Origin of the sequence: Arthrobacter sp. K5 (genome assembly GCF_040448525.1) — a bacterium.
GTDB lineage: Bacteria > Actinomycetota > Actinomycetes > Actinomycetales > Micrococcaceae > Arthrobacter > Arthrobacter globiformis.
Map to the genome: position 1 here is coordinate 3,637,787 of NZ_CP159279.1, position 26,054 is coordinate 3,663,840.

At 66.8% G+C, this 26,054-nt stretch carries 20 protein-coding genes; 10 read left to right on the forward strand and 10 right to left on the reverse strand.

The window, feature by feature from the left end:
• The first annotated feature begins 2 nt into the window (after positions 1-2).
• From ureG to ABRP34_RS16535, 3 genes are read left to right on the forward strand one after another with little or no spacing between them, the layout of a single operon-like run.
• The gene (ureG, locus tag ABRP34_RS16525) at positions 3-620 is read left to right on the forward strand and encodes an urease accessory protein UreG (RefSeq protein WP_003799379.1); all 618 of its coding nucleotides are present in this window, start codon (positions 3-5) and stop codon (positions 618-620) included.
• A gap of 59 nt (positions 621-679) precedes the next feature.
• Positions 680-1,510: an urease accessory protein UreD gene (locus tag ABRP34_RS16530; protein WP_083839591.1), complete on the forward strand. Its 831-nt coding sequence runs from the start codon at positions 680-682 to the stop codon at positions 1,508-1,510.
• Positions 1,510-2,553, forward strand: a complete 1,044-nt coding sequence (locus ABRP34_RS16535; RefSeq protein ID WP_003799375.1) for a nickel transporter — start codon at positions 1,510-1,512, stop codon at positions 2,551-2,553. The genes ABRP34_RS16530 and ABRP34_RS16535 overlap by 1 nt, the downstream gene beginning before the upstream one ends.
• Here ABRP34_RS16535 and ABRP34_RS16540 read toward each other — a convergent pair.
• Positions 2,550-3,173, reverse strand: coding sequence for a TetR/AcrR family transcriptional regulator C-terminal domain-containing protein (locus tag ABRP34_RS16540; protein ID WP_353711026.1), 624 nt, complete (start codon positions 3,171-3,173; stop codon positions 2,550-2,552). The genes ABRP34_RS16535 and ABRP34_RS16540 overlap by 4 nt on opposite strands.
• A gap of 159 nt (positions 3,174-3,332) precedes the next feature.
• On the opposite strand from ABRP34_RS16540, the gene ABRP34_RS16545 reads away from it, so the two are divergent.
• A complete protein-coding gene (locus tag ABRP34_RS16545) occupies positions 3,333-4,790 on the forward strand; it encodes an APC family permease (RefSeq protein ID WP_353711027.1) in 1,458 nt (485 codons plus the stop codon).
• The gene (locus tag ABRP34_RS16550) at positions 4,780-6,444 is read left to right on the forward strand and encodes an amidohydrolase (RefSeq protein ID WP_353711028.1); all 1,665 of its coding nucleotides are present in this window, start codon (positions 4,780-4,782) and stop codon (positions 6,442-6,444) included. The genes ABRP34_RS16545 and ABRP34_RS16550 overlap by 11 nt, the downstream gene beginning before the upstream one ends.
• Here the strand turns inward: ABRP34_RS16550 and ABRP34_RS16555 are convergent.
• The 5 genes from ABRP34_RS16555 to ABRP34_RS16575 form a co-directional block, all read right to left on the reverse strand.
• Entirely contained in the window at positions 6,441-6,827 is a 387-nt protein-coding gene (locus ABRP34_RS16555; protein ID WP_353711029.1) for a VOC family protein, read from the reverse strand. The genes ABRP34_RS16550 and ABRP34_RS16555 overlap by 4 nt on opposite strands.
• A 113-nt stretch (positions 6,828-6,940) precedes the next feature.
• Complete coding sequence (locus tag ABRP34_RS16560) at positions 6,941-7,951, reverse strand: carbohydrate kinase (protein WP_353711030.1); 1,011 nt, start codon at positions 7,949-7,951, stop codon at positions 6,941-6,943.
• Between the two features lie 119 nt (positions 7,952-8,070).
• Positions 8,071-8,865 carry an ATP-binding cassette domain-containing protein gene (locus tag ABRP34_RS16565; RefSeq protein ID WP_003799362.1) on the reverse strand — a complete coding sequence of 265 codons (795 nt, stop codon included), beginning with the start codon at positions 8,863-8,865 and terminating at the stop codon, positions 8,071-8,073.
• Entirely contained in the window at positions 8,862-9,908 is a 1,047-nt protein-coding gene (locus tag ABRP34_RS16570) for an ABC transporter permease (RefSeq protein WP_353711031.1), read from the reverse strand. The genes ABRP34_RS16565 and ABRP34_RS16570 overlap by 4 nt, the downstream gene beginning before the upstream one ends.
• 149 nt (positions 9,909-10,057) lie before the next feature.
• Positions 10,058-11,176: a substrate-binding domain-containing protein gene (locus ABRP34_RS16575; RefSeq protein ID WP_353711032.1), complete on the reverse strand. Its 1,119-nt coding sequence runs from the start codon at positions 11,174-11,176 to the stop codon at positions 10,058-10,060.
• Between the two features lie 164 nt (positions 11,177-11,340).
• Between ABRP34_RS16575 and ABRP34_RS16580 the strand changes: the two genes are divergently transcribed.
• Together ABRP34_RS16580 and ABRP34_RS16585 are read left to right on the forward strand one after the other, a co-directional pair.
• Complete coding sequence (locus ABRP34_RS16580) at positions 11,341-12,339, forward strand: LacI family DNA-binding transcriptional regulator (RefSeq protein ID WP_003799357.1); 999 nt, start codon at positions 11,341-11,343, stop codon at positions 12,337-12,339.
• 43 nt (positions 12,340-12,382) lie between these two features.
• Positions 12,383-12,676: a putative quinol monooxygenase gene (locus ABRP34_RS16585; protein WP_003799355.1), complete on the forward strand. Its 294-nt coding sequence runs from the start codon at positions 12,383-12,385 to the stop codon at positions 12,674-12,676.
• A 120-nt stretch (positions 12,677-12,796) separates the two neighbouring features.
• Here the strand turns inward: ABRP34_RS16585 and ABRP34_RS16590 are convergent, their stop codons facing one another.
• Positions 12,797-15,274 carry a GH32 C-terminal domain-containing protein gene (locus ABRP34_RS16590; protein WP_353713385.1) on the reverse strand — a complete coding sequence of 826 codons (2,478 nt, stop codon included), beginning with the start codon at positions 15,272-15,274 and terminating at the stop codon, positions 12,797-12,799.
• Between the two features lie 482 nt (positions 15,275-15,756).
• On the opposite strand from ABRP34_RS16590, the gene ABRP34_RS16595 reads away from it, so the two are divergent.
• Together ABRP34_RS16595 and malQ are read left to right on the forward strand one after the other, a co-directional pair.
• Positions 15,757-16,095, forward strand: a complete 339-nt coding sequence (locus tag ABRP34_RS16595; protein WP_003799352.1) for a hypothetical protein — start codon at positions 15,757-15,759, stop codon at positions 16,093-16,095.
• Positions 16,096-16,216: 121 nt separating this feature from the next.
• The gene (malQ, locus tag ABRP34_RS16600; RefSeq protein WP_353711033.1) at positions 16,217-18,475 is read left to right on the forward strand and encodes a 4-alpha-glucanotransferase; all 2,259 of its coding nucleotides are present in this window, start codon (positions 16,217-16,219) and stop codon (positions 18,473-18,475) included.
• A 56-nt stretch (positions 18,476-18,531) separates the two neighbouring features.
• Here malQ and ABRP34_RS16605 read toward each other — a convergent pair whose 3' ends face one another.
• Both ABRP34_RS16605 and ABRP34_RS16610 read right to left on the reverse strand, forming a co-directional pair.
• Positions 18,532-21,357 carry an alpha-amylase family glycosyl hydrolase gene (locus tag ABRP34_RS16605; protein WP_353711034.1) on the reverse strand — a complete coding sequence of 942 codons (2,826 nt, stop codon included), beginning with the start codon at positions 21,355-21,357 and terminating at the stop codon, positions 18,532-18,534.
• Between the two features lie 160 nt (positions 21,358-21,517).
• The gene (locus ABRP34_RS16610) at positions 21,518-22,561 is read right to left on the reverse strand and encodes a beta-propeller fold lactonase family protein (protein ID WP_353711035.1); all 1,044 of its coding nucleotides are present in this window, start codon (positions 22,559-22,561) and stop codon (positions 21,518-21,520) included.
• A 249-nt stretch (positions 22,562-22,810) separates the two neighbouring features.
• Between ABRP34_RS16610 and ABRP34_RS16615 the strand changes: the two genes are divergently transcribed.
• Entirely contained in the window at positions 22,811-23,632 is an 822-nt protein-coding gene (locus tag ABRP34_RS16615; protein WP_353711036.1) for a putative protein N(5)-glutamine methyltransferase, read from the forward strand.
• A 110-nt stretch (positions 23,633-23,742) separates the two neighbouring features.
• Here the strand turns inward: ABRP34_RS16615 and ABRP34_RS16620 are convergent, their stop codons facing one another.
• Complete coding sequence (locus ABRP34_RS16620; protein WP_353711037.1) at positions 23,743-25,938, reverse strand: DUF222 domain-containing protein; 2,196 nt, start codon at positions 25,936-25,938, stop codon at positions 23,743-23,745.
• Between the last annotated feature and the right edge of the window lie 116 nt (positions 25,939-26,054).

Below are 26,054 nucleotides of genomic sequence, written 5' to 3' on the forward strand. Positions count from 1 at the left end.
ACATGACTGAACCCATCAAGATCGGCATCGGCGGCCCCGTCGGCGCCGGAAAGACCCAGCTGGTGGAACGGCTCACGCGCCACATGAGCGCGGAGATTTCCATGGCCGCCATCACCAACGACATCTACACGATCGAGGACGCCAAGATCCTCGCCGCCAACGGCATCCTGCCCGAGGACCGCATCATCGGCGTCGAGACGGGCGGCTGCCCGCACACCGCCATCCGCGAAGACACGTCGATGAACACGGCCGCCATCGAAGAGCTCAAACAGCGGCACCCGGACCTGCAGGTGATCTTCGTGGAGTCCGGCGGCGACAATCTTTCCGCCACTTTCAGCCCCGAGTTGGTGGACTTTTCCGTCTACATCATCGACGTCGCGCAGGGCGAGAAGATCCCGCGGAAGGCCGGCCAGGGCATGATCAAGTCCGACCTCTTCATCATCAACAAGACCGACCTCGCCCCGCACGTCGGCGCCGACCTCGCCGTCATGGAACGCGACTCCAGGGAATTCCGCGGCGCCAAGCCGTTCTGCTTCACCAATCTCAAGACGGACGAAGGCCTCGAGCACGTCATCGAATGGATCCGGCGCGACGTCCTGATGCTCGACCTGGCGACATGAGCACGATCCCGTTGGCGGTCCCTCAAGGTGACGAAGCCGCCGGACGCACCCCCGCACCCATGGGCGAGCTTGCCCTGCGTATCGAGCTTCGTGCGGGGAAGTCCGTGGCAACGCACCAGTACCATCGGGGCGCGTTACGGGTGCTCCGGCCGCATTACCTGGATGACAGCGGGCAGGTTTGCTATGTCGTCGTGAATCCGGGCGGGGCCTACTTGGGGGCAGATCTCTACGTTCTGGACGTGGAGGTGGGTGACGGGGCTGACCTGCTGCTCACCACGCAGTCCGCGACGAAGATCTACCGGACCCCGGGATCGTTTGCCGAGCAGCGCATGAGCGTCCGGCTGGGGGAGGGCTCGCGGCTGGAACTGGCGCCGGACCAAGTCATCGCCTACCGGGAGGCCAGTTACCGGCAGAACACCCACATCACGGTACGGCCGACGTCGAGCCTCATGATGGCGGAGGTGATCACGCCGGGATGGTCCCCGGACGGGGCCTCCTTCCGGTACGAGGAACTGCGGCTCCGCAACGAGATCCGCGTGGAGACGGACGCGGGCACCCGGCTGCTCGCCCTGGACAACCTGCTGGTCCGGCCGCCGCTCGACGACGTCACGGGGACCGGCTTCATGGAGGGCTACAGCCACCTGGGTTCGCTGGTGGTGGTGGACGCCCGCGTAGACCAGGCGCTCGCCGACGACCTGCACCGGCTGGCGGAAAAGTTCGACGCCTACACAGGGGTCTCGCTCAGTGCCACAATGGACGGCATCACGGCCCTGGTGCTCCGGTCACTGTCCAACAGCACCGAAAAACTCAATACGCTACTGGGTGGCTGCAGCGGCCTTCTCCGTCAACGCTGGTATGGCCAAGCGCCCCTGAACCTCAGGAAGTACTGATGACTACCTTGACCCAGTTCGCAGCCATGTACCGCGAGCGTGAGCAGTTGCCGCTCCGGACGCGCCTGCTGGCCACCTTTGGTGCGGTGGGCATCCTGCATCTGGCCGCCGTCGTGCTCCTGATTGCCGGCACGGCAGCGTCGGGGCAGCCGCTGGCGTTCGGACTGGTGCTCACGGCATACCTGGCCGGCATCAAGCACAGCTACGACTGGGACCACATCGCCGCGATCGACAACTCCACGCGGAAGTTCGTGGCCCAGCGGCAGGATCCCACGAGTGTGGGATTTGCTTTCAGCCTGGGGCACAGTTCGGTGGTGATCCTGGCCGGGGCACTTGTGGTTTCAGGGGTATCGCTGGTGGGCAGGTTCATGACCGAGGGCAGCACCGGGAACCTGGTCCTGGGGCTGATCGGCAGCGGCGTCTCCGGCCTGTTCCTGCTGGCCATGGGGATCTTCAACGGGTCGGCGTTTCTGGGAGCCGCCAGATCCTACCGCAGGGTCCGCGGCGGCGGCACGGTGCTCCCCGGGGAACTCGAGGCCAAGGGCTTTGTGGCCCGCCTCATGGCCCGGCCACTGTCCAAGGTGCGGCGGCCCAGGAACGTGTACGTGATCGGGTTCCTGTTCGGGCTCGGTTTTGATACGGCCACCACCATCGGACTTCTGGTGATGACGACGGCGGCATCCCTGGCGGGCGTGTCGCCCGCCGCGCTGCTGGCACTGCCGCTTGCTTTCACCGCCGCCATGACCCTGTGCGACACGGCGAACGGCGTGGCGATGATGCGGATGTACGGGTCCGCCATCCATGATCCCCTGCGCAAGCTGGGGTTCAACGCCGTCATCACCGGGCTCTCGGCACTGTCCGCGCTTTTCGTCGCCGGAATAACCCTCGCCGGTTTCTGCAACGCGGCGTTCGGACTGAAGGACCCGCTCACGGCCTGGCTGGGCGGGATAGACCTGGGCGATGCCGGGCTGCTCCTGGTGGCTGCCTTCCTGGCGCTGTGGGGAGTGGCCACCCTGAGGGCGCGCCGGCGGGCTGTTTCCTAGGCCCGCGTTTCCTGGCCTCCCAGCTTCGCCCGAAGCCCGCCGATGACCACCTCCAGGCCGAAGTCGAAGGCGTGTCCGCCCCGCTCCTCTGACGGTCCGGCATTGCCGAGCGCCCGCTTGAGCGTGGGGTAGCCCTCCGCCGGCGGATCCCACACCACTTCCGGCGCCGCCAGGTCCAGGGCCGCGCCCAGGGCGAAGCTGTCGATGGTGGAAATGGCCGCCACGACGTCACGCCCGCTGAATCCCGCGCTTTCCAGGGCCAGCGCCAGGTCCTCGTAGAGGCCGATGACCGCCGGATCGGTGATGGACTGCAGCACCAGCAGCGGAGCCAGGCGCGGATGGCGGGCAAAGGCGTCCCGGTACGCGCGGATCAGGACCCGCAGCGCGCCCTCCCACTCGCTGTGGTCCACGGGAGGGTACGGCTCCTCGGTGATGATCCGGTGCCGCAGCAGTTCCAGGATCTCGTCCCGGCCGCTGACGTGGTTGTAGATGGAGGACTGGCTGACGCCGATTTTCTTCGCGAGCTTCGGGAAGCTGAAGTCGCCGCTCTCATCGACCAGCTCCAGCGCGGCCGTCGTCAGGGCCTCCACGGATATCAGCGGGAGGAGCGGGCGCCCCATGGAATCTCCTGTCTGCAGCTCTGGAACATCGGAACCCAGCCTAGTCTCCGGCAGCGGTTGCAGCCGCTTTTGAAAAAGCTATTGTGCTCGGCGCCACACGCCCTCATACTAAAACGAAAGCCTTTCGTTTAGTCGGGCTTTCCCAGAAAGGACGGACCAGTGCCGGATATCCAAACCAGACCTCCGGCGTCGTCTGCGGACGGCGCCCTCAAGCGCAATGCCCTGGGCACGGGCGGCATTGCCTTCCTCGTCATTTCGGCGGCAGCGCCGCTGACCGTCATGGCGGGCGTTGCCCCGGTGGCCATCAACGTCGGCGGCATCGGCGCCCCGGCCGGCTACCTCCTGGCAGGCATCGTGCTCACCCTCTTCGCCGTCGGCTTCATGGCCATGACCCGGCACGTGAAGGCAGCCGGTGGCTTCTACACCTACATCTCGCTCGCCATGGGCAAGACGGCCGGACTCGCCTCGGCCATCCTGGCGATCGTCTCCTACAACTGCCTCCAGATCGGTGTCTACGGCCTCTTCGCCGTCCAGACCCACGACATGCTCAAGGTGGTCTTCGGGCTCGAGGTGCCCTGGCCGGCGATAGCCCTCGCCGCCGTGGCAGCCGTCTGGCTCCTCGGCTACCGGGGCATCGACGTCGGCGCCAAGGTGCTCGGCGTGCTCCTCGTTGCCGAGACCGGCATCCTGGCCCTGATGGCGGCGGGGATCCTCGGCAGCGGCGGAGCGCATGGAATCAGCGTGGGTTCCTTCAACCCGGAGAATGCCTTCGGGCCGGGCGTGCTGGCCATCCTCGGCATCTGCTTCGCCGCCTTCATGGGCTTCGAGTCCACCGTGCTATACCGCTCAGAGGCCCGCGACCCGGACAGGTCCGTGCCGCGCGCCACGTACGTCGCCGTCGGCTTCATGTCGGTGTTCTACGCCTTCATTGTGTGGGCCGTGGTGCAGGCCTACGGCGAAGACCGTGCCGTGGAAGCCGCCGGGGAGCTGGCCGGCGGCATGTTCTTCCAGACCATCAACCACTACGTGGGTCCCTGGGCCGAGGTGGCGATGTACTTCCTGATCGTCACCAGCGTTTATGCTTCCCAGTTGGCCTTCCACAACGCGATCAACCGCTACGTCTACATGCTGGCCCGCGACGGCGTGCTGCCGGCCTTCCTGGGGCGGACCCACCCGAAGTTCAAATCACCGCACCGGGCCGGACAGCTGCAGACGATCCTGGCCGCCGTCGTCATCACCATTTGTGCCCTCCTGAACGCCGATCCGTACCAGCAGTTGCTGATCTGGGTGAACACCCCGGGGATCTTCGGGATCGTCGGGCTGCAGGGCCTGGTGTCTGTGGCCGCCTTCCTCTACCTGCGCCGGAATCCCGACGCCGTCACGCACCGGCTGATGGTCCCGCTGAGTCTGGCGTCGGCCATCCTGCTCTTCGGCGTGGTGCTGCTGATCGGGTTCAACATCGAACTGCTCACCTTCGCCGACGCGCTGACCAACACCATCCTCATCCTGGTGACGCCCATCGTCTTTATTGCCGGACTCCTGGCCGCCCGCTGGGTGCGCCGCCACCGGCCGGAAACCTTCGCCCAGATTGGAAGCTTCGAAACCCATGAACCCTGATGTGATCATCCTTGCCGGCACCGTCCACACGATGGATGGCAGGCCGCCGGGGAGCCCGGCGCCGCAGGCCGTTGCCATCCGGGACGGCGTGATCGCCGCCGTCGGAAGCCGTGCGGATGCGGCCGGTTGGCCGGCAGCGGAGGTCATCGACTTCGGTGACGCCGTGCTGACCCCCGGCCTGGTGGACTGCCACATCCACCCTGTCTTCGGGCTGGAACTGACCCGCGGCTGCGACCTGTCCGGCGCCGCGGACCTGGCAGCGGTGCGCGCACTGTTGCGTGCTGAGGCGGCCGCAACAGCGCCGGGCGAGTGGGTGCGCGGCTGGGGCCTGGATCCCAATGTGTTTAAATCCGCTGCTGCCCACCGCAGTCAGATTGACGACGCAGTCTCCGGACAGCCGTGCCTCATCCGGCTGTTTGACGGGCATTCCGCGCTGGCCAGTTCCCGGGCCCTGGACATCGCCGGGGTCACCGGGCCACGCTCCTTCGACCAGGCCGCCGAGGTAGTCTGCGACGGAAGCGGCCGGCCGACAGGGCTCCTGTTGGAGGCGGCCGCCGTCGAACTCGTTGCGCGGGTGATGCCTGCCGAGTCCTTCGCCGAACGGAAGGCACGGCTGGCTGAACTGCTTACGCAGTTTTCGCAGTCCGGACTGACCGGGGCACACGTGATGGACTGCAACGACGATTCGCTGGAGCTTTACCGGGCCCTCGAAGAAGAGACCGACGGCGGCCTCCCGCTGCGCCTGCGGATCTCGCCCTGGTGCATGCCCGGCACCGGTGAGCCGGACTGGCGCGGGCTGGCCGAACAGATCGGCGTCGGCGGGCGGCGCTGGGAGGTGGCCGGAGTCAAGCTGTTCGTTGACGGGACGGTGGACAACGGCACGGCGTGGCTGTTTGAGCCCGATGCGTATGGCGAGTCGGTGGCGCCGTTCTGGCCCCGGCCCGAGGAATACGCGGCGGCTGTACGGTACTTCGCCGGGCGCGGCATTCCCACGGCCACGCACGCAATCGGCGACGCTGGGGTGGCCGCGGTCCTGGACGCCTTCGAGTCCCTGCCTCCGGGCACAGGGGCTACTCCGGCGTTGCCGGGAGTGCACCGGATTGAACACCTCGAGACCGTCCCGGATGAGCTGATCGGGAGGTTCTCCCGATCCGGGCTCATCGCCAGCATGCAGCCGACCCACTGCACGCACTACTCCCGTGCCGACCACTCGGATAACTGGTCCATCCGGCTGGGCACGGACAGGGCCAACAACGCCTGGCGGTGTGCGGATCTCCGTGCGGCGGGAACCATCCTGGGGCTCGGCTCCGACTGGCCGATCGCCCCCTTCGAACCGCTGCCCATCCTGGCGGACGCGCAACTGCGACGGCGGTCGGGCCGGCCCGGTGACCAGCCGATCGTTCCCGGCCAGGCCCTCACGGCCCGTCAGGCGCTCGAAGGCTACACCTCGCACGCCGCCCGGGCTGCGGGGGAGTGGCAGGTTGCCGGCTCCGTTACGGTGGGCAAGCGCGCCGACTTCACGGTGTTTGACGTGGATCCGCTGGCGGCTGCTCCGGATGACCTTGCAGCGGCCCGGGTCTTGGCGACATTCGTGGACGGGCAGGCGCAGCACGTGGCGGTCGGGACCGGCAGGCAGCTCTCCTCGCTGCCTTAGGCGGTGATGGGCTCAAGCCGCCTTCGCAGGAGGCAGAACTCGTTGCCCTCAGGATCGGCCAGGACGTGCCATCGCTCGTCGCCGGTCTGCCCGACGTCGGCGGGCCGGGCGCCCAGGGCGAGCAACCGTTCCAGCTCGGCGTCCTGGTCCCGGTCCACGGGGTTGACGTCGATGTGCAGGGGCAGCTTTCCGATCCGGGGGTCGCTGCTGGGGCTCAGGATGATGGTGGGCTGCAGGCCGCCGAACCCGGCGTCGGGCGGGCCGATCTCAATCGCACCATCCTCCCGGTCGAGCTCGACGTAGCCGAGGACCTCGCACCAGAACCGCGCGAGCAGTTCGGGGTCGGCGCAGCTGAGGACAAGTTCGCTGATACGGCATGCCATGAACCTCAGTGTACGGAGACGCCCGGCTCGGACACGGCAATTTCCCGGCCCGCGTGTGGCGGCGCTCGTCGCCGTCCCTGACCTGCCCGCGCGATCCTTAGTCGACGGCTCTCTTAGACGGCGGCGGGGGCCACCTCCGCGGGTGCTGCACCCTCGGGCGCAGTGTCTTCAGGCAGGTCCGCCAGGAGCTCGGCCGCCGTAGGCGGATTGGCTCCGGGGCGGCGCACGGTGATCGCGGCGGCCTTCGAGGCGGTGCGCCCCAAGGTTTCCAGGACGGCCGGCGCCAGGCCGTCGGTTCCACGCGCAAGCAGTCCGTAGATCAGCGCCGCCATGTAGGAATCCCCGGCGCCGATGGTGTCGGCCACGGCGGACCGGACGGCCGGCACTGTCAGCTGCAGGTCGGCAGTGGCAAGGAGTGATCCCCCGGAACCGCGCGTGACCACCGTGAGCCCCGCACCCAGCCCCAGGATCCGTGCTGCGGTGTCCTCGAGCTGCAGGTCCGGGTACAGCCACCTGGCATCCTCGTCGCTGAGCTTGACCACATCGGTGAGCGGGACCAGCTCTTCGAAAATGGTCCGGGCCTCAGCCTGGCTGCCGAGGAGTGCGGGGCGGATGTTGGGATCGTAAGTGACCACGCACTCGCGGTGTGCCTGCTCCAGGAGGGTCCTGACTGCTGCCGCGCCCGGAGCCAGGAAGGTCGCGATCGAACCGGTGTGGAGCACCTTGGGAAGGGATGCCGGGGCCACCGCAGGCAATTCCCAGCGGATGTCGAAGTCGTAGGTTGCGGAGCCGTCTGCGGCCAGCGTCGCGGTGGCGCTGGCCGTCCGTCCCGGTGTCCTGGAGCCGGGCAGGAGTGCGACGCCGGCGCGCTGCAGGTGCGCCTCGATGGCCCGCCCGCGGTCGTCGTCGCCGATGGAGGTGAGCAGCGCTGTCCGGATGCCGAGCAGGCCCAGCCCGTAGGCAACGTTCGACGGCGATCCGCCCGGGTGCTCAACGGCACCTTCCGCAGAGGCAACGACGTCCACCAGCGCTTCACCGATGACGATGACTTCCGGCGTTGCTGCGCGGGTTGCTGAGTCAGCAGGTCCTGCGTCGGCGGTTCCGGGGTTTGAGGTTGGGATCACGGTGGGCCTTTCATGGGGCCGTCCGCGGGCCGAAGCCGGCCCGCGGACGGAAGTGGTGACGTGCTGGTTCTAAGGTGGCGCTGGTTTGGTATGGCGGGGTTTTCGGTAGCGTTGGCCGGTCAGGCTGTGGCGGCACCTGTCATGATCGCGACGGCGTCGGTCATGCTGTGCGACTGAGGGGTGATGGTGGCGGCGCACTTCCCGAGCCGCTGGATGTGGATGCGGTCGGCGACATCGAACACGTGGGGCATGTTGTGGCTGATCAGGATGACCGGGAGGCCGCGGTCCCGGAGATCGCGGACCAGCTGCAGGACCTGGTTCGACTCCCGGACGCCCAGGGCAGCCGTCGGCTCATCGAGGACAACCACCTTGGAGCCGAACGCGGCGGCGCGGGCCACTGCCACGGCCTGCCGCTGGCCGCCGGATAGGTTTTCCACGGGGACGGTCACGTCCTGGAGCGTGGAGATGCCGAGCCGGGTCAGTTCCTCCTTGGCCTTGCGGCGCATGCCCTTGGTGTCAAGGACGCGGAAGAGCTTCCCCAGCGGGCCGGGGAGCCGTTCTTCGCGGCCCAGGAAGAGGTTGGAGGCAACATCGAGCGCGGGTGACACGGCCAGGTTCTGGTAGACAGTTTCGATGCCGTGTACCCGGGCGTCCTGCGGGCGCTTGAAGTGGACGGTCTGTCCGGAGACCTTCAGTTCGCCGGAGTCCGGGACCTCTGCGCCGGTGAGGCACTTGATGAGCGTGGACTTTCCTGCGCCGTTGTCGCCGATGATCGCCAGGACTTCGCCCGGGTACAGATCGAGGCTGACGCCGTCCAGGCCCACGACGCGTCCGAAGGTCTTGACGAGGTCCCTTGCCTGCAGGATCGGCTGGCGGACCGGGGTCTTAGCCGGCTGGAATTCTGTGGCGGTCATGATTTCACCTTTCGGATCCACTGGTCGATGGACACAGCGAGGATGATGAGGATGCCCACGGCAAGGGTCTGGTAGAGCACATCCAGGCCCGCCAGCGAGAGGCCGTTGCGGAACACCCCAACGATCAGCGCCCCGAGGAGGGAGCCCCAGATGGAGCCGCGTCCGCCAAAGAGGCTGGTTCCGCCGATGACGACAGCGGTGATGGAGTCGAGGTTCAGGTCCACTCCGGCGTTGGGGCTGGCTGCGTTCGTACGGCCGATCTGGATCCACGCACCGATGGCCAGCACGGCCCCGGCGGCGAGGTAAACGCTCATCAGGACCCGGTTCACCGGGATACCGGCCAGGCGGGCGGCTTCCTTGTCATCGCCCACCGCGTAGACGTGCCGGCCCCAGGCGGTCTTGCCGAGGATGAAGGCGACCGCGACATAGAGCAGGAGCATCATGACCACGCCGGTGGAGATCCGGACGGGTCCGACCGGGAACGTGCTGCCCATCCACGTCAGCAGGCCGGGCATGGCCGAGCCGCGGACTGTGGAGCCGCCGGAGTAGAGAAGCGTCACGGCGATGAAGATGTTCAGCGTTCCGAGCGTGACGATGAACGGGGGGAGCCGGAACCTGGTGACCAGGAAACCGTTCAGCGCCCCCGCGGCCAGACCCACGACGAGGCCGAGGAGGAGGGCGAGCGGCGCCGGCGTGCCGCTGCCGACGGCCAGCTGAGCAACCACCATGGACGCGAGGATCATCACGGCGCCCACGGAGAGATCGATGCCGGCGGTGAGGATGATAAGGGTCTGGGCGATGGCGAGGGTTCCCACCACCGAGACCTGCTGGGTGATCAGGGACAGGTTCTCGACCCGCAGGAACCTCTCATTGAGGAGGCCGAAGACCACCACCGCAACAAGCAGGACGATGGCCGGGCTGAGTGCTGGATAGCGGTGGAGGACGTTGCGGATACGGCTAAGCGGGGTCTGGCGGTCGAGGAATTCCTCGGCCGGGTCGGCATGGCCTGCGGCGGGCGGGCCGGCGGTCTGTTGCTGGGTCACGGTTGCTCCTGAACTTCAAGGTCCTGCTGGGGCTGGTGCGGCTGGGGCTGGTGCGGCGGCTGCTGATTTTGCAGTTAAATTCTCCTGCTGTGGACCGCGGGAAGGTACTGCATCTTCAGCACCTTCCCGCGGTGCGAGGGCTACGCTGGCTACTTGCCCCAGCAGATCTTGGAGGCCTCGGACGTGGTGATGCTCTTGACGCCGTCGGCGGCCTTATCCGTGACGAGCTCGACACCGGTGTTGTAGAAGTCCAGGCCTGGTGAGTTGGCCGGCTTCTTACCGGTCTTGGCCAGCTCAACGATGGCCTTGACGCCCAGTTCCGCCATCTTCACCGGGTACTGCTGGGCGGTGGCGCCGATGACGCCGGCCTTGACGTTGTTGACGCCCGAGCAGCCGCCGTCCACCGAGACCACCAGAACGTCCTTTTCCTTGCCCGCCGACTTCAGGGCTTCGAATGCGCCTGCCGCGGCTGGCTCGTTGATGGTGTAAACAACGTTGACGTTCGGGTTCTTGGCGAGGAGGGTCTCCATGGCGGTCCGGCCGCCGTCCTCGGCGCCCTGGCTTGCCTGGCTGCCTACGATCTCGTAGTCACCGCCCTTGCCGCCGGTGTATTTGCCGGTCTTGGCTTCGTCACCGTTCTTCTTCTTGTCTGCGGTGTCGATGCCGAGGCCGGTGAGGAAGCCCTGGTCCCGGTTGTAGTCCACGGAGACGACCTTGTCGTCGAACAGGTCCAGCAGCGCGATGGTGGCCTTCTTTCCGCCGAGCTGGGCGGCGGTCCACTTGCCGATCAGCTCACCCGCGGCGAAGTTGTCGGTGGCGAAGGTGATGTCGGCGGCGTCGGCGGGGTCCGGCGGGGTGTCCAGGGCGATGACGAACAGCCCGGCATCCTTGGCCTTCTTCAGCGCATCGACAACCGAAGGGCCGTTGGGCGTGATGAGGATGCCCTTGTCGCCCTTGGAGATTGCGTTTTCGATCGCCTGGATCTGGGTCTCTTCATCGCCGTCGGCCTTGCCGGCTGCGAGCTTGAGGTCCACGCCGTCGGTTTCAGCGGCCTTCTTGGCGCCGTCCTGCATGGAAACGAAGAACGGGTTCGAGGTGGTCTTGACGATGAGGGACACGCCGACCTTCTCACCCGATGATGTTCCGGCTGGCGAGGCGGTTGACGAACTCCCGCCGCAAGCGGTGAGGCTGAGCGTGCCGAGGGTCAGGACTGCACCGATGGCAAGCAGGCGGTGAGTAACTGTCCGCGGGGCTTTGGAACTCAACATTGAATCTCCTGTTTTCGTGGCACTTCTGGTGCCTGACAACGATGTCATGCATCATGTAATCAACATCACAAGGTACAGTCAAGAGAAATTCGATGATGAAGGACCAATGAATGACAACGATGTCTAATCGTTACCAGCCTGATACGACAAAGAACCGGCCCACCATGCGCCACGTCGCGGCACTGGCGGGCGTCGGCATCAAGACCGTCTCCCGGGTGATGAACGATGAACCGGGGGTGTCCGAGGAAACCCGCCAGCGCGTGCTCGGCGCCTCCCAGCAGCTCAATTACCAGCTGGACATGGCAGCGGGAAGCCTTCGCCGGGCCGGCCGCCGGACCCTTTCCATCGGACTCCTGCTGCCAAGCGTGTCCAACCCCTTCAGCGGTGAGATTCACCGCGCCCTGGAGGACTCCCTGGCCGCCCGAGGCATTGCGGTCTTCGCAGCCAGCCTTGATGACGACCCCGAAAGGGAGAAGGCCCTGGTTGCCGCCTTCCTGGGCAGGCGCGTGGACGGCCTGGTCCTGACGCCTATCGCGAAAAGCCAGTCCTATGTCATTCCGGAGCACTCACGCGATCTGCCCATGGTCTTCATCGACCGCGAACCCGTGGGCATCGAGGCGGACGCAGTGGTGACGGACAACGCGGTCGGATCAGCCATGGCCGCCAGCCACCTGATTGCACAGGGCCACTCGAAGCTCGCCTATCTCGGTGACCGCACAGATATCCAGACTGCCCGCGAACGCCGGCGCGGCTTCATCGAAGAAGTCGGCCGGGCGGGCATCGCGACCTCCTCGGTTCCGGTGCTTGAAGGCCTTCACGACGAGGATTCGGCGAGGCGGGCCGCCCTTCAGTTGCTGACGTCGGAGGACCCGCCCACGGCCATCTTCTCCAGTCAGAACCTCGTCACGTTCGGCGTTATGCGGGCGCTGAAAGAGCTCGGCGCCAGCAAGCGCGTTGCCCTCGTAGGCTTCGACGACTTCACCCTGGCCGACATGATGGAGCCAGGCGTGACCGTGATTGCCCAGCACCCTGACCGGATCGGAAAACTCGCCGCCGAACGCCTTCTGGCCCGGATCGACGGCGACCACGGCGCGGCGCAGACGTACGTCGTCCCCTCAGAGCTCATTACCCGCGGGTCCGGCGAACTGCCCCCGCCGGAATGAACCAAACAACCAAACCCTCAAAACCCGCCCCGACAGGAGAACCATGACCAAGACGCTCTACGCCGAATTCACCGTCAAGCCCGGCAGCGAAGCCCGGGTTGCCGAAATGATGCGCGAACTCACCGAACAGGTGCGCCGTGAGCCCGGCAACCAGCTGTTCCTGCCGTACACCCGGGAAAGCAACCCCCGGGAATACTTCGTTTTCGAGGTGTATCGCGACGAGGCAGCCTTCCAGGAACACATCACGGCGGACTACGGTGCCCGGTTCAACGGGGAGCTCGCGGACCACATCGAGGAGGACGGGTCGGTGCTGACCTGGCTGCAGCCGGTCCACTAAACCCGGCGCCGCCTCACCACAAAGACCGCCCGGCCAGGGCGGTGCGTAACGGCCCGGTCCGGCACGAAAAAGGCCGGTGTCCGCAGGTTCTGCGGACACCGGCCTCCCGTTTAGCGGCCCTTACTTCCTGTTCTTGGTGGGCACTTGCGCTGCCAGGAACATGGACCGGCTGAGCGGCGTGACGGTCAGTGACTTCAGGCGGGCGGTTCCCCCTTCGGCGAAGAGCGCTACCTGGTTGGCGCCCTGTTCAGGGAAGACCTGGTCCGTAATGGTCCGCAGGCCGTTCTGGGCGAACACCTCCACCGAGGACCGGTCCACGTAGATGCGCAGCGTCACGTTGCCGCTGGCGTCCAGGGTCACGGGGGCGGAGTCCACCGAAACGAAGAGCGGGTGGAAGTCAGTGTTGCCGGAGTTGCTTCGGTCGATGTACAGCTCCCCGGCTGCCTTGTCGTAGCCGATGACCGTCGATTTATTGCCGTTCCCCAGCACTGTGATCCCGGCCTTGGACGCTGATCCGGGGGCGAACGTCACGTCGATCCGCTGCACGTCGCCCGAGGCCGCAGACGGCAGCGCGTGGGTGCCGGCGGGAATGTTCCGCGCCCGCTTTTCGGCGTAGCTTTCCTTTGTGCCGAGGCCATCCACCTGCTGGACTGCCTTCTGCGTCAGCCGTGGACCATTGGCCGTCTGCGTGAGTGCCACTTCCCGCGGCAGGGACATGGCGCTGCGCCAGGGCGAGGTTGGAATGTTGTTGGCGTAGTCCCAGTTGTTCATCCAGCCGAGCATGATGCGTTTGCTCTGCGGCATGTTGTTGAAGGACACGGACGCGTAGTAGTCCCGGCCGTAGTCGAGCCAGTCGTAGGTCTGGACCCGCGGCGTGGCCGGCTGCGGGGAGGCGACGAACTCGTCGGCCAGGATGTGGCCCCAGCCGAAGCGGTTGTTGTCCACCACCCGGATGCTGGCCTGCCGCCCCCTGAACTCGGAAACGTTCCACGACGCCCAGTCCAGGACCTCGCTGTTAGCCCCGGTGGCCGACCTGACCACCTTGCCGTCCACCACGAGGTTGACGGTGGTCTCATCGGAACGGGGTACTGCGGCCTGGTCCGTCAGCATGACGTGGTCCAGGGTGAGGTGTCCCCAGCCGCCGGTGGCCTGGTCCACGATCCGCAGCTGTGCCTGCTGCCCGGCGAACTCGGATACGTCCCAGCCCTTCCAATTCAGGGCTCCAGCGTCATCGCCGGCGAGGCTGCGGACCACGTTGCCATTCACCAGCAGCTGCGCTTCCAGCGTCTGCCCGGAGCCGGCCGTGCGGTGTCCGCCGCCCACCAGCATGCTCATGAAGTTCCGGTTTACCGTGAACGACGGCGACGTCAGGGTTCCCTGCCTGTCGTCGCCGGGCGCGCCTGCCGTATCGAACGTGTTGATCCGCTTGGCGCCGATATAGAAGTCGCCGCCGGAGGTTGCCGGCTGGAACGCCGGGGCCAGATCCCCGGTTCCTGTCCACCCGGCGTCGGCCAGCGTGGAGCCGTCCGGTACCTCAAAGCCGTTGAACAACAGGTCCCCGGGCGGCGGGGTGTTGTCCAGCTTGTCCGAGACTCGCGGGTGCTGTCCGCCGCCCACCAGGAAGTTGAGGTAATCGCTGTCCACGGTGAACTGCGGCGAGGTCATCGATCCCAGCGGCCAGTCGCCGTCGTTGAATGAATTGATCAGGCCGGCGCCGGCAAAGCCGGTGACGGCGTTCTGCCCGGCAATCGTGCCGGCGGCGGGTGCCCCGGCGAATGGCCCGTCCTTCCAGTTGCCGGGTTCGTTGTTCACCGTCCAGCCGTTGTACGTGCCGTCGTTGAAGCCTGCCAGGGGAGTGCCCGCGGGCAGCGCGTCACTGGCCTTCGTTGTCTCCGAGGTGAATGTGGTGCCGTCGAAATTGCCCACGAAATACTGCCCTGCCGAGCCGCCGGCCACGCCTCCCGGGTTGATGTTGACCACCATCACCCACTTGACGTTCGCGGGGTCGCCGTCGACGGCAAGCGGGAACAGGTCGGGGCATTCCCAGAGCCCGCCCGTGGCATTCGCCGGGCCGAACTCGCTGAGCTGCGTCCAGTCCTTGAGGTTGCCGGACTTGTACAGCACCACCTTGTGCTCGGTGGCCTCGACGGCAGTCATCACCCAGTAGCCGCCTCCGCCGGGGGAGTCGTACCAAAACACCTTTGGGTCCCGGAAGTTCGCCGAGTTGCGGTTCAGCACCGGGTTGCCGCTGTACTTGGTCCAGGTCTTGCCCTCATCCAGGCTGTACGCAAGGGATTGTGCCTGCAGCCCCTTGTACGGTGAGGCGTCCTTGTAGGCGCTGGTGAAGATCGCCACCAGAGGAGGGTTCTCGGCCGTGCCCAGGCCGGAGCTGTTGTTCTTGTCCACCACCACACTGCCGGAGAAGATGTCCTGCTGGTCGTCCGTGGCGATGGCCAGGGGCTGTTCCTTCCAGTGCACCAGGTCTGTTGACGTGGCGTGTCCCCAGGACATGTTGCCCCACTGGTTGCCGGACGGATTGTGCTGGTAGTAGAGGTGGTAGACGCCCTTGTAGAACACCATCCCGTTGGGATCGTTCATCCAGTTCTGCTGTGGCGTGTAGTGATATGCCGGCCGAAACTGCTCGTCGCCGGCAGTGCCCGCCGCCGTTGCCGTCGCTGCTCCGGCGAGTACCGTGGCCAGGCTGAGACCGGCCACGGTCAACGCGGTACATAGCTGTAGTCTGCCAAATTTTCTCTGGTGCATTGTGCTGGTGTCGCCCTTCATCGCGCGTGCCTTTCCCCACCCGCAGGTAGGTAGACAACGTTGTCAATGACTGGAACGCTAGGTGATGTCCACAAGACAAGTCAACGGATTCGACGGCGGCAAATCGGCTGGCTGTTCGTCGTCCTAGGGCCTGGTCTGGAGGCCCCTGGGGTTGCCGCCAGGCCAGCGGCTGTCAGCCCCCGGTGGAAGCGCCTGGCAGTACCGCCGCCGTCTCCAGGGGAGAAGGCAAGGGCAGACACCGTTGTCACACGCCCGGCGTCGAACTTCGCCGGGGGCGCCGTTGCTAGGGTGGAATCATGAAACGCAGCCTGCTCGCCATGTCCATGCTTCCTGTCGTCGTTCTGCTGGCGGGCTGCGCCCAGGCCGAGGAAGCAGCCCAGAATGCGGCTAGCTCGGCAGTGTCCCAGGTGGCCAACGCGGCGGCCGAACAGGTGAAGGGGCAGATCTGCACCGTGATCGAGGACGGCCTGGTGAGCGCCTCGGACAAGGCTGCGCTCGCGGGCCTTGTCGCCGGCGCCGAAACAGCCGGCGTGCCCGCCGAAATCACCGGACCCTTGAAGGAGATCGCCCAAGCGGGCGACAAGGTTCCCAGCGATTCTGTCCGCGAGCTTCAGAAGGCCTGCGCCGCCGCCTGAACCGTGGAGTCAGCGCAGCCTGCAATAATCGGAACCAGCAGTTGCGGGGGTGCTGAAAACGGCCGGCCGCAACGGGCAGCAGCGTTAGTTTCGGGCCCATCACAGCAGACGAGGCGGACATATGAAGGCTCCCAGCCAGCAGCACGCGACTTCCCCAGGGGCATCTTTCCCGGCAACCTCTTCCCCTGAGCCTTCTTCACCTGAAAGTTCTTCTGAAGCGCCGGCGGACACCGGAGCCCCGGTAGCCGGCACCGCAGTCAATCCCGAGCTGCTGCGCTGGCTGGCGGAGGCGTACGGCGTCGGAACCTCCTACCAGGGGTGGGACGGGCAGCCGCATGACGTTGCGGCTGAAACCCTGATCAGTGTCCTGGCCGCGCTGGGCGTGCACGCCCATACCGATCAGCTCATCGAACACGAACTGGCCGAGGCGGAACTGGCGCCCTGGCGCCGCATGCTGCCGCCCGCCGTCGTGATTCAGGAGGGCACGCCGGGGCAGGTGAGCGTCCATGTCCCGCACGGTTCCAGCGTCCGTATGTGGGCCATCACCGAGGACGGACGCGAGCTGGAGGCCGTCCAGGAAGATGTCTGGGTGGAACCCCGCGACGTGGACGGCATTCTGACCGGCCGCGCCACCTTCGCCGTGCCACAAAATACGGGCCTTGGATGGCACACCCTGCGTGCCAAGGCGGCCGGGGTGGTTGCCGAAGCCACGCTGGTGGTGACCCCCGCCCGGCTGTCCACGGCAGCCGACCTTGAGCAGCGCCGGGGCTGGGGACTGGCCACGCAGCTGTACTCCGTCCGCTCCAAGCGGTCCTGGGGTGTGGGGGATTTTTCCGACCTCGCCGAGCTGGCGGCGGTTGCCGGCGCACGCGGGGCAGACTACGTGCTGGTGAATCCCCTGCACGCGGCCGATCCCGTGCCGCCCCTGGAGCCGTCGCCTTATTCACCGTCGACCCGCCGCTTCTTCAACCCCCTGTACCTTCGGATCGAGGCCATTGCCGAACTTGCGTACCTGAAACCCAAGAAGCAGTCGCTGGTCCACAACCTCATGAAGCGGGCGCGGAAGCTGAACAACGATGCGACGCGGCTTGACCGGGACAAGGTCTATTCCGCAAAGCTGGCAGCGCTGGAGCTGATCTTTGACGTCCGCCGTTCGCCGTCGCGGCAACTCGCGTTTGAGGACTACTGCCGCCGTGCCGGCGCCGGCCTGGATGACTTTGCGCTCTGGTGCGCCATCCGTGAGGACCTCGATGCCGACGACCCGTTTTGGGCGGACCCGACGGCAGCGCTGGGCTCGCCACTGGCGGAGAAACTGCGGGGTGAGCTGGCGGAAAGGATCGAATTCCACCGCTGGCTGCAGTGGCTCTGTGACGAGCAGCTTGAATCCGCCCAGCAGGCCGCCCGCAACGCCGGCATGCGCCTGGGCGTGGTGAACGACCTTGCCGTGGGCGTGGACCTTCAGAGCTCCGATGCCTGGACGCTGCACGGCGTCCTTGCGCCCGGCGTCAGCGTTGGCGCTCCGCCGGACATGTACAACCAGCTGGGTCAGGACTGGCACCAGCCGCCATGGCACCCCACCCGCCTCGCCGAAGCCGGGTACAAGCCGTTCCGGGAGATGCTCGCGACCGTGCTGCGGCATTCGGGCGGCATCCGGGTGGACCACATCCTCGGCTTCTTCCGGCTGTGGTGGGTGCCGGAAGGGAACTCGCCGGTGGACGGCGCCTACGTCCGGTTCGACCACGACGCCATGATCGGCATCCTCGCCCTGGAGGCCCACCGTGCCGGCGCAGTGGTGATCGGCGAGGATCTGGGCACCTTCGAGCCGTGGGTCCGGGATTACCTGGCCGCGCGGGGCATCCTGGGCACCTCGATCCTGTGGTTTGAGAACGACGGCGACGCTCCGCTGCCGCCCGAACAGTACCGGCTGCAGGCCCTCTCCAGCGTGAACACGCACGACCTGCCGCCCACGGCCGGGTACCTCGCCGGTGACCACGTGACGCTCCGGAACGCGCTGGGGCTGCTGGAGCGTTCCGCGGAGGAGGAGCGCCTGGAGCACAACGCCAAGCTGGAGAAAATGATGGACCTGCTCCGGCAGCGGGGCCTCCTTTCGTCCAGCGACGCCGGCTCCGAACAGGAACGCATCGAGGCGCTGCACCGGCTGCTCGCGCAGACCCCGTCAGTCCTGCTCGGGGTGGCCCTCGTCGACGCTGTCGGAGAACGCAGGGTGCAGAACCAGCCCGGCACCACTTCCGCCCAGTACCCCAACTGGCAGGTGCCACTGGCCAACCCCGACGGGGACCCGGTCCTGATCGACACCCTCGCGGACGATGACCGGTTCAACTCCCTGCTCGCGGCGGTCGAGGAGGCCATGCGGTCCTGACTCCCCGGGGCGCCAAACCGGCCGCCACGGCCGGCGGGCTTGGCGCCCGGGCGTGCCTAGCCGGCCGTGATCACGTGCGTGGTGTGGCCGTACCGGAAGGTGACCGGGCCGCCGTCGTGATTCAGCACGATATTGGAACCGTTCGGAGCGCCATCCTGGCCGTAGTTCTCGTCCCAGGAGCCATTGATGGCGGCCTTGAATTCGTACTGCCCCGCCGGAAGGTCGGCCGTGAGTTTCCACAGCCGGTCAGCCGGATCAAAAGCCATGAACGCCGCCGCGCACGCCGGCTGCCAGTCGTCAGGGCAGCCCATCTCGCTGTTCAGGCTTCCCGCCACAGTGACCGAGTCGGGCTGCGGTGCGGCGCCCACCACCACGGTCCGGACATTGCTCACCACGGTTGACCCTTCGAGGCGTGCCCGGTAGCGAATCTTGGTCCCGTCGGCGAGGTTCCGGGCGGCCAGGTCGTCTGCCACCGTGTAGGCCGGCGACGAGTCATCTTCGGTGCCGATGGCTGTCCACGGTCCGTCCGCGATGCTGCGCTCAAAGCGCACCACGTGGCTGGCCTTCTCCGGGTCCGCCGTGGCAACCACTTCCACGTTCGCCTGGACGGTGCTGCCCTCGGCCGGCTGCTGGATGGTCAGCACCGGGTCCGGCACCACGGCGGACCGGGAAGCGCTGACAGACGTGCGGCCGGCGTTGTTCAGGACGACTGCCCGGTATTCCACCTCAGTGCCGGGATTCAGTCCCGAGACATCGTGGAAGACGCGGTAGGGGGCGGTGTCATCTGTGCCAACGCGCTCCCACGTGCCGCCCGGCGTCCTGGCCTCAAAGGTGACCTCATAGAACGAGTTGCCGCCGACGTCGGCCGTCACCTGGAGGCGGCCGTTGTCCCCGGCGGACGTGGCGGTAGCCGCGGCGGAAACGGGAGGCTGCAGTGCAACGGCGGGTGCCGTCTTCTCCCGGGGGATCCGGCCGGAGGACTGGTAGACGACGGCGGACAGCGGCGGCACCGTGACGGTCAGTCTGCCATCGGCTGAGGTCTTGGAGTTTTGGGCGGCGTCGCCGTAGAGAAGGCTGTAATTGCGCTTGGGGATGTAGGTGGGAACAGCGGCGGTCTGCGGTTCCTCAGTGTTGTTCAGCGCTACCACGTACTCGCGCTGGTCCTTGGCATCGGTGCGGGAAAACGCATAGATGCCGGGCCCGTCCGAGGCGTAGCGGTGCTGGTGGGCGCCGTCGCGCAGGGCGGGGTGCTCCTTGGTCAGCTGCGCGAGTTCGCGGATCTTGGCGTAGAGGGGACGCCCGGTGTTGAAGTTGTCGGTGGCATGGGTGGCGTCCGTGCCGAGCAGGTCATCGTTGAGGTAGTCGGACACCTTGCTGGCGAACAGCGTCTGGCGGGCGTCCTGGTCCCCGCCGTTCCCGGTGAAGCCCTGCTCGTCGCCGTAGTAAACCACCGGGTTTCCGCGGGAAAAGTACATGAGCTCGTGGGCGAGTTCGTCCCGGGCCACGCGTTCGGCGTCGTCCGCGCCCGGGTTGTCGGTGCCGATGAAGCTGCCGATCCGGCCCATGTCGTGGTTTCCCAGGAAGGTGGGCAGCTGGTAGACGTTGGAATCCGCGTCGGTGTACCAGTCGTCTGCCACGAAGAAGGTCTCAAGCTGCTTCGCGTCCTCGCTTTTCGAGGCGAAGTTGCGTGCCGCATCCTGGAACGGGAAGTCGAGGACCGCCTGCATCCTGTTCCGGGTGGTGAACTGGCTCGTGTTGCTCTTGGACGTGTCGAAGACCTCGCCGAACATGAAGAACTCGTCCTTGCCGTGCTCCCTGGCGTAGGCCAGGACGTCGGGCCCGAACTGCTGCCAGAATTCATCGTTGACGTGCTTCATCGTGTCGATGCGGAACCCGTCCACGCCGAAATCCCGGATCCACGCCTCATAGATGTCCGTCATGCCGGCCACGACCGTCGGGTGTTCGGTGAACAGGTCGTCCAGGCCGAAGAAGTCTCCGTAGAAAGAGTTTTCGCCGGCGAAGGTGGTGTCGCCGCGGTTGTGGTACAGCGTGGGGTCATTGAGCCAGGCCGGAACCTTAAGGTTCTGTTCCGCCGCATCAAGCACCGGTGTGTACGGGAAGGAGGTCCCGGCGTCGAGCTTTGGGAAGTCCGCGCGGCCGGCGAAGTCCCGGTCATCGAAGGCAGCGCCTGAGGCGGTGCGGTACGGCTCCTTGTCCTTGGAGACGTAGCCGGTGCGGGCGCCCTCCTTGTAGCCGATAACGTCCGCGGTGTGGTTGGTGATGATGTCGAAGTACACTTTCATGCCGCGCGCGTGCGCCTCGTCGATCAGCGCCTTCAGCTCGGCGTTGGTGCCCAGGTGCGGATCGATCTGGGTGAAGTCCGTGACCCAGTAGCCGTGGTAGCCGGCGGAATTGTCCTCGGTCTGGACCGCCTTGTTCTTGAAGCTCGGTGTCAGCCAGATCGCCGTGGTTCCGAGCCCCTGGATGTAGTCGATCTTGTCCAGCAGGCCGTTGAGGTCCCCGCCGTTGTAGAAGCCCTTGCGGGTGGGGTCGAAGCCGGACACCATCGGATCCGGTCCCAGGCCGCCCTGGTCGTTGCCGGTATCGCCGTTGCTGAACCTGTCCGCCATGACAAAGTAGAAGTTCTCGTCGGTGACAGGGGTGCGGAGGGAATGGGCGCCTTTATCCGCGTCCGACGGCGGTCCCGGGGTATTGCTGGTGACGGCGGCCTGGGTCTGTGCCTGGGTGGGAAGGGCTGCCTGGGCGGGCAGTGCTGATGCAGCCAGCAGAACGAGCGCGCCGGCCGCTGCCAGAGTTGCGCGGGCGGGCTTGGTGCGATCGCCGGTGCGGCGCGGGGAATTCAGGCGAGGGACGGTGAACATGTTGGACCTTCCGCAAAGCAACGTTGCTTGTCCGGGTGGGGAAGCCCGGAATCCGTTAGGGTGCCGACTCGTCCAAGGCAAGCCCGATAACCAATACCAGCTCCTGTGATGGAACGGTATTGGCGATGACTAATCCTGTATTGGCTTTGTCGATTGCGGTTTAGCTTGCCACAATCAAGGCCGTGGGGGAACCCGCAACGAGGCGCTGAAGTGGGCCTTCCGGAAGTCCGGTCCGGAGGTCCAAGCGGAACGTCGTAATGTCGTGGGACCGCTCATGGGCCACGTGAAGCCACCCGCCGCGGACCAGGTGATGACGGGGCCAGTCGCCGCCGCTGGCAAAGTCGCCGAGCGGGCTAAGCAGACTGCCCTCAGCTGACGGCGTCACTTCCAGCACGCCGACGCGGTTGGATCCGCGCACGCCTACGTAGGCGAACCGCCCGTCTGCCGACAAGGCGATTTCGGCCGCGGAGTCACCGTCCTTGGCGCCGTCGGACGTCGCGGGACCCTGCCCGGTCAGCTCGAACTTCCCCGATGCCGAGGCGGCCCGGGCTGCGAAAACCTCGATGGAGTACTCGGAGACCACAAACACCGTTCCATCGGAGTGCTGCACCAGGTGGCGGGGCCCGCTGTTCTTCGGAAGCACCACCTCATGGTCCAGCACCAGGCCCGTCCCGGGGACGTGGTTCCACACCCGGAGGAGATCGTGGCCGAGGTCGGTGGTCATGATCCGGCCGTCAGCGAGTACCAGGCTGGCGTGCGCCCGGCTGGGGCGGTCGTCCCGGTGCGGATAGCTGGAAGGCGCCGCCGGAAGGCGGCGGGTGATCCCGCCGTCGTCCGTCAGTTCGTACAACAGCACTTGGCCGTCACCCCAGCAGGCAACAATCAGGAATTTGCCCTGCGGATCGACTGTGACGTGGCAGGCAGCTTCGCCGGCCACCCAGGGTTCGCCGACGGCTTCGAGGCCGAACTCTCCGCGTCGCCGGTACGCCTGGACGGTTTTGGCGTTCTCGCCAACGGCGTAAACCACCGGCAGTTGCCGGTGCGCGGCAACGAACGACGGCGAGTCCGCCTTTGCGGCCGTGCCGCGCCAGGTGAGCGTCCCATCAGCGCTGGCCGATACGGCCCCGATTCCGGCACCGTGGCCGCCGCTGTCCGCAGTGTAGGAGCCGGTCCAGATGAGCGTGTGGGTTTCGCTGTGGGTCATCGTTATATCCTGCCAATAATTGCCGGATTCGGCGTCGGATAACATGGACTTTTGCAGCGCCGATTTGGCTGCGGGGCACGTTTTGAAGTGCCGGCGCAGCGTCAATGATGTGCCGATTCGGTACTACCGGGAGGTGAGAGCCATTCACGCAATGCCAGCTTGGGTTCTTCCTGCTCGCCGCCCTTCGGACCGCCAAGGTTAGACGGCCGTATGCACGGAGCGCCCATCATCCAGCCGAAGGACGCCTCCATGCAGGTTCAATCGCCGCTTTCCCGTTTCACCGTCATCAGCAGACTGCGCGCCGCCGGCTGTGTCTTTGCCGAAGACGAAGCGGACCTCCTCCTTTCCGCTGGCCTCGCCCCCAATGAGCTGGTGAACGCCGTGCAGATGCGGGTCGAAGGGTTTCCGCTCGAGCATATTCTCGGCTGGGCAGAGTTTTGCGGCCTGCGGATCAGGGTCGGTGCCGGAGTCTTTGTGCCGCGCCGCCGGACGGAGCTGCTGGTCCGCGAGGCAGCTGCACTCCTTGCTGCCTTGGAGGCGGCGTCCGCGGAGGGATCGCCATCGACCCCGCCAGTCGTCATTGACCTGTGTTGCGGCTCCGGAGCTGTAGGCACCGCGTTGGCGGCACTCGTGCCCGGCATTGAGGTGCACGCTTCCGACGTCGACCCAGCTGCGGTGCGTTGCGCCGGCCTCAACGTCGTGCCGGTGGGCGGAGTGGTCCACGAGGGTGACCTCTACTCTGCGCTGCCTGCCCGGCTCCGGGGCAATGTTGAGATCCTGGCGGTAAATGCGCCGTATGTACCCACGGCTTCCATCCGCAGCATGCCCCACGAGGCCCGAGTTCACGAGCCACGGGTGTCGCTCGACGGAGGGCCCGACGGCCTGGACATCCAGCGTCGGGTCATCGCAGAAGCAGCCGCGTGGCTCAGCCCCGGCGGGCACCTTCTCATTGAAACGAGCCGGCTGCAGGCTCCAAGTACAGCTGCGGCCATGGTCAGTGCGGGCTTGCGCCCTCGGATCGCCACGTCAGCCGAACTGGACGGGACAGTGGCGATCGGGCAGCGGCTGTAGCCCGCTTGGGGTGCAGGGCTCGCCCCACTTGCCGCGCAGTCGCGCTCTTCCCGCCAACGCTGGCGTTCACCGCGGGTCCCGCGGGCCCGGCGCCCGTCTTTCGGGCGGGCTTATGTTTTGTGGTGGTGGTTTTGTCGGGGTTGTTGTCGGGGGTCGATGTGGGGCGGTGGGATAAACCACGGGACCCCGTTTTTGACGTGGATTTTCCACTGTTCCTTGTGAATTAAGTGGTGGTGATGGGTGCAGAGGAGGACGCCGTTGTCGGTGCTGGTGGGTCCGCCTTGGGACCAGTAGGTGATGTGGTGGGCTTCGCACCAGGGTGCGGGGATGGTGCAGTTGGGGAAGGCGCAGCCTTTGTCTCGGGCGTTGAGGGCTTTGCGGATGTGGGGCGGGAAGATGCGGGTGGTGCGGCCGATGTCGAGGATGCGTCCTTGGCTGCCGAGGAGGACGGGGATGATGTCGGCGTCGCAGGCGATTTTGCGGATGGTGGAGGCGGTGACGGGGCCGGTGTAGGTGAATGTTCCGCTGCCGGTGGGTGGTGTGCTTGCGGGTGCGTTAAAGGGGGGTGTGGCGAAGAGGTCAGTGCCGGACCAGTTGATGCCGGGGAGCGTGGTGACGGGCTGTTTGCCTGTCAGGGTGTCGGGTTCGCTGGTCTGCCAGTTGGTCGGGTCGGTGCCTGGCTCGGGTTGGGATTCGCTGGTTTGCCAGATGTCCGGGCCTGTTGGCGGATTGATGGTGGCCTGCCAGGGGGTGGGTGTTGGCCGGGGGCTGTCTGTTCGCCGGGTGCCGGGGCCGTTTGTGTTCGGGGCGTAGCGGGGGCCGCGGTTGGCGGTGGTTTGGATGCTGTTGAGGAGGTCCCGGTAGCCGATGGTGACCATGACTTGGGGGCGGAGTCCTCCGGTGGTGGGCAGGGTGCCGGCGGCGAGGGCTGCCTTGGACGCGCCGACGAGGCCGTCGAGGCGTTGCTGGGCGAGGGTGCGGCGGTCCAGGTCCGGTTCCGGGGTGGGGGCGGTGAAGGCCGCGTCGGGGTCGGCAGCGGCGGCGCTGATACCGTCGTCGCTGCCGGTACCGCCGGTACCGCCGTCACCGCTGCCGGCGCTGCCGGCGCTGCTGGTACAGCCGTCACTGCTGGTACCGCCATGACCGCTGGTGCCGTTGTCGGTATTCCCGCAGGTGGTGTTGGGGGTGGTGGTGCGGGGGTTGGTGGCGGTGTTCATGACGGTGGTGAGGACTTCGTATTGGTCGGTGGTGGCGCGGATTTCGAGGTGGTGGAGGCCGCCGCGTTTGTGGTGGAGGAAGACGCCTTGGCGGTGGCGGAGGTTTTCTTCGGAGGGTTCGGTGCCGTCCTGGTCGAGGGCGTCGATCCAGCGGTGGGCGATGCGGGTGAGGAAGTCGTGGTCGTTTTCGATCGCGGTTTGGGTGAGGTTGTGTTCCATTTCGGTGATCAGGGCGGGGTGGGGGATGTGGCGGACTTTGTCCAGGGCGGTGGTGATGGTGGTTCCGGCGCGGGAGGAGATGATTCCGGTGGTGAGGGCTGCTGCGGTTTCTTCGCGTTCGGGTGGCATGGGCCGGCCGGCGAGTCCGGTGCGGGGGAGGGTGGCGTTGGCGAGGGCGAGGCGGCGGCGTGCTTCGGGGGTGCTGATCCGGAGCCGGGTGCGGAGGAACTCGGCGGTGTTTCGGGCTCCGTCATCGGCCGGGGACCAGGTCACCGCAGAGGCAGAGGCCGCCGGGGTTGGAGCGGGGGCGGCGGCAGCGGCTAAGGAGGAGCCAGAGGCTCCAGCCGTGGTGGCGGCCGGCTCGGAGGGCTGAGCGCCAGGATCCGGGACAGGCCCGGGTTCGGTGCACCAGCCTGTGGTCCAGCCGGCGGCGCGGCTGGCGGTCGCGGCGGCGTTGATCGCCTCGGTCCGTGTCCGGTCCACTGCCGCGGCGGCGAGTACTTGCAGGTGTTCGACGCGGCGGGAGAGCTTCTCGGTCAGTTCCGCGAAATCGGCCGCCTGAAGGAAGTTGGCCGCGGCGAGCTCCTCCGGCGCCGAGCTGGTGGCGGACTCCAGCAGCGCCAGTGACGCGTTCAGATCAGTCGTTGCCAGCGCCAGTTCAGCGGTCAACAGGGCCGCTGACTCCGGGCCGTCCGTGCCGAGGTGTGGAGTGGCAGGGCCGGAGCCAGCTGCAAAGCCGGCGGCAGCACCGCCGTCGGACACGTCCTTGGCCGGTGCGTCAGAAAGGGGAGCTGCAGGGACGCTGCGCAGCCGGCGGCCAGGCAGCAGGGCCGCGGAACCCAGGCTCGAGACGTCAGTCCCGGCTGCCATCTCCGCTCGATCCTCCCCAAAGGCTTCCATGCGAAAACTATCTCAAGGGGGTCTGACATTTTTGGATGTGACCGAAAGCACTGCCTGCCTCCAAGCCGGCGGCGGCACCGCCGCCG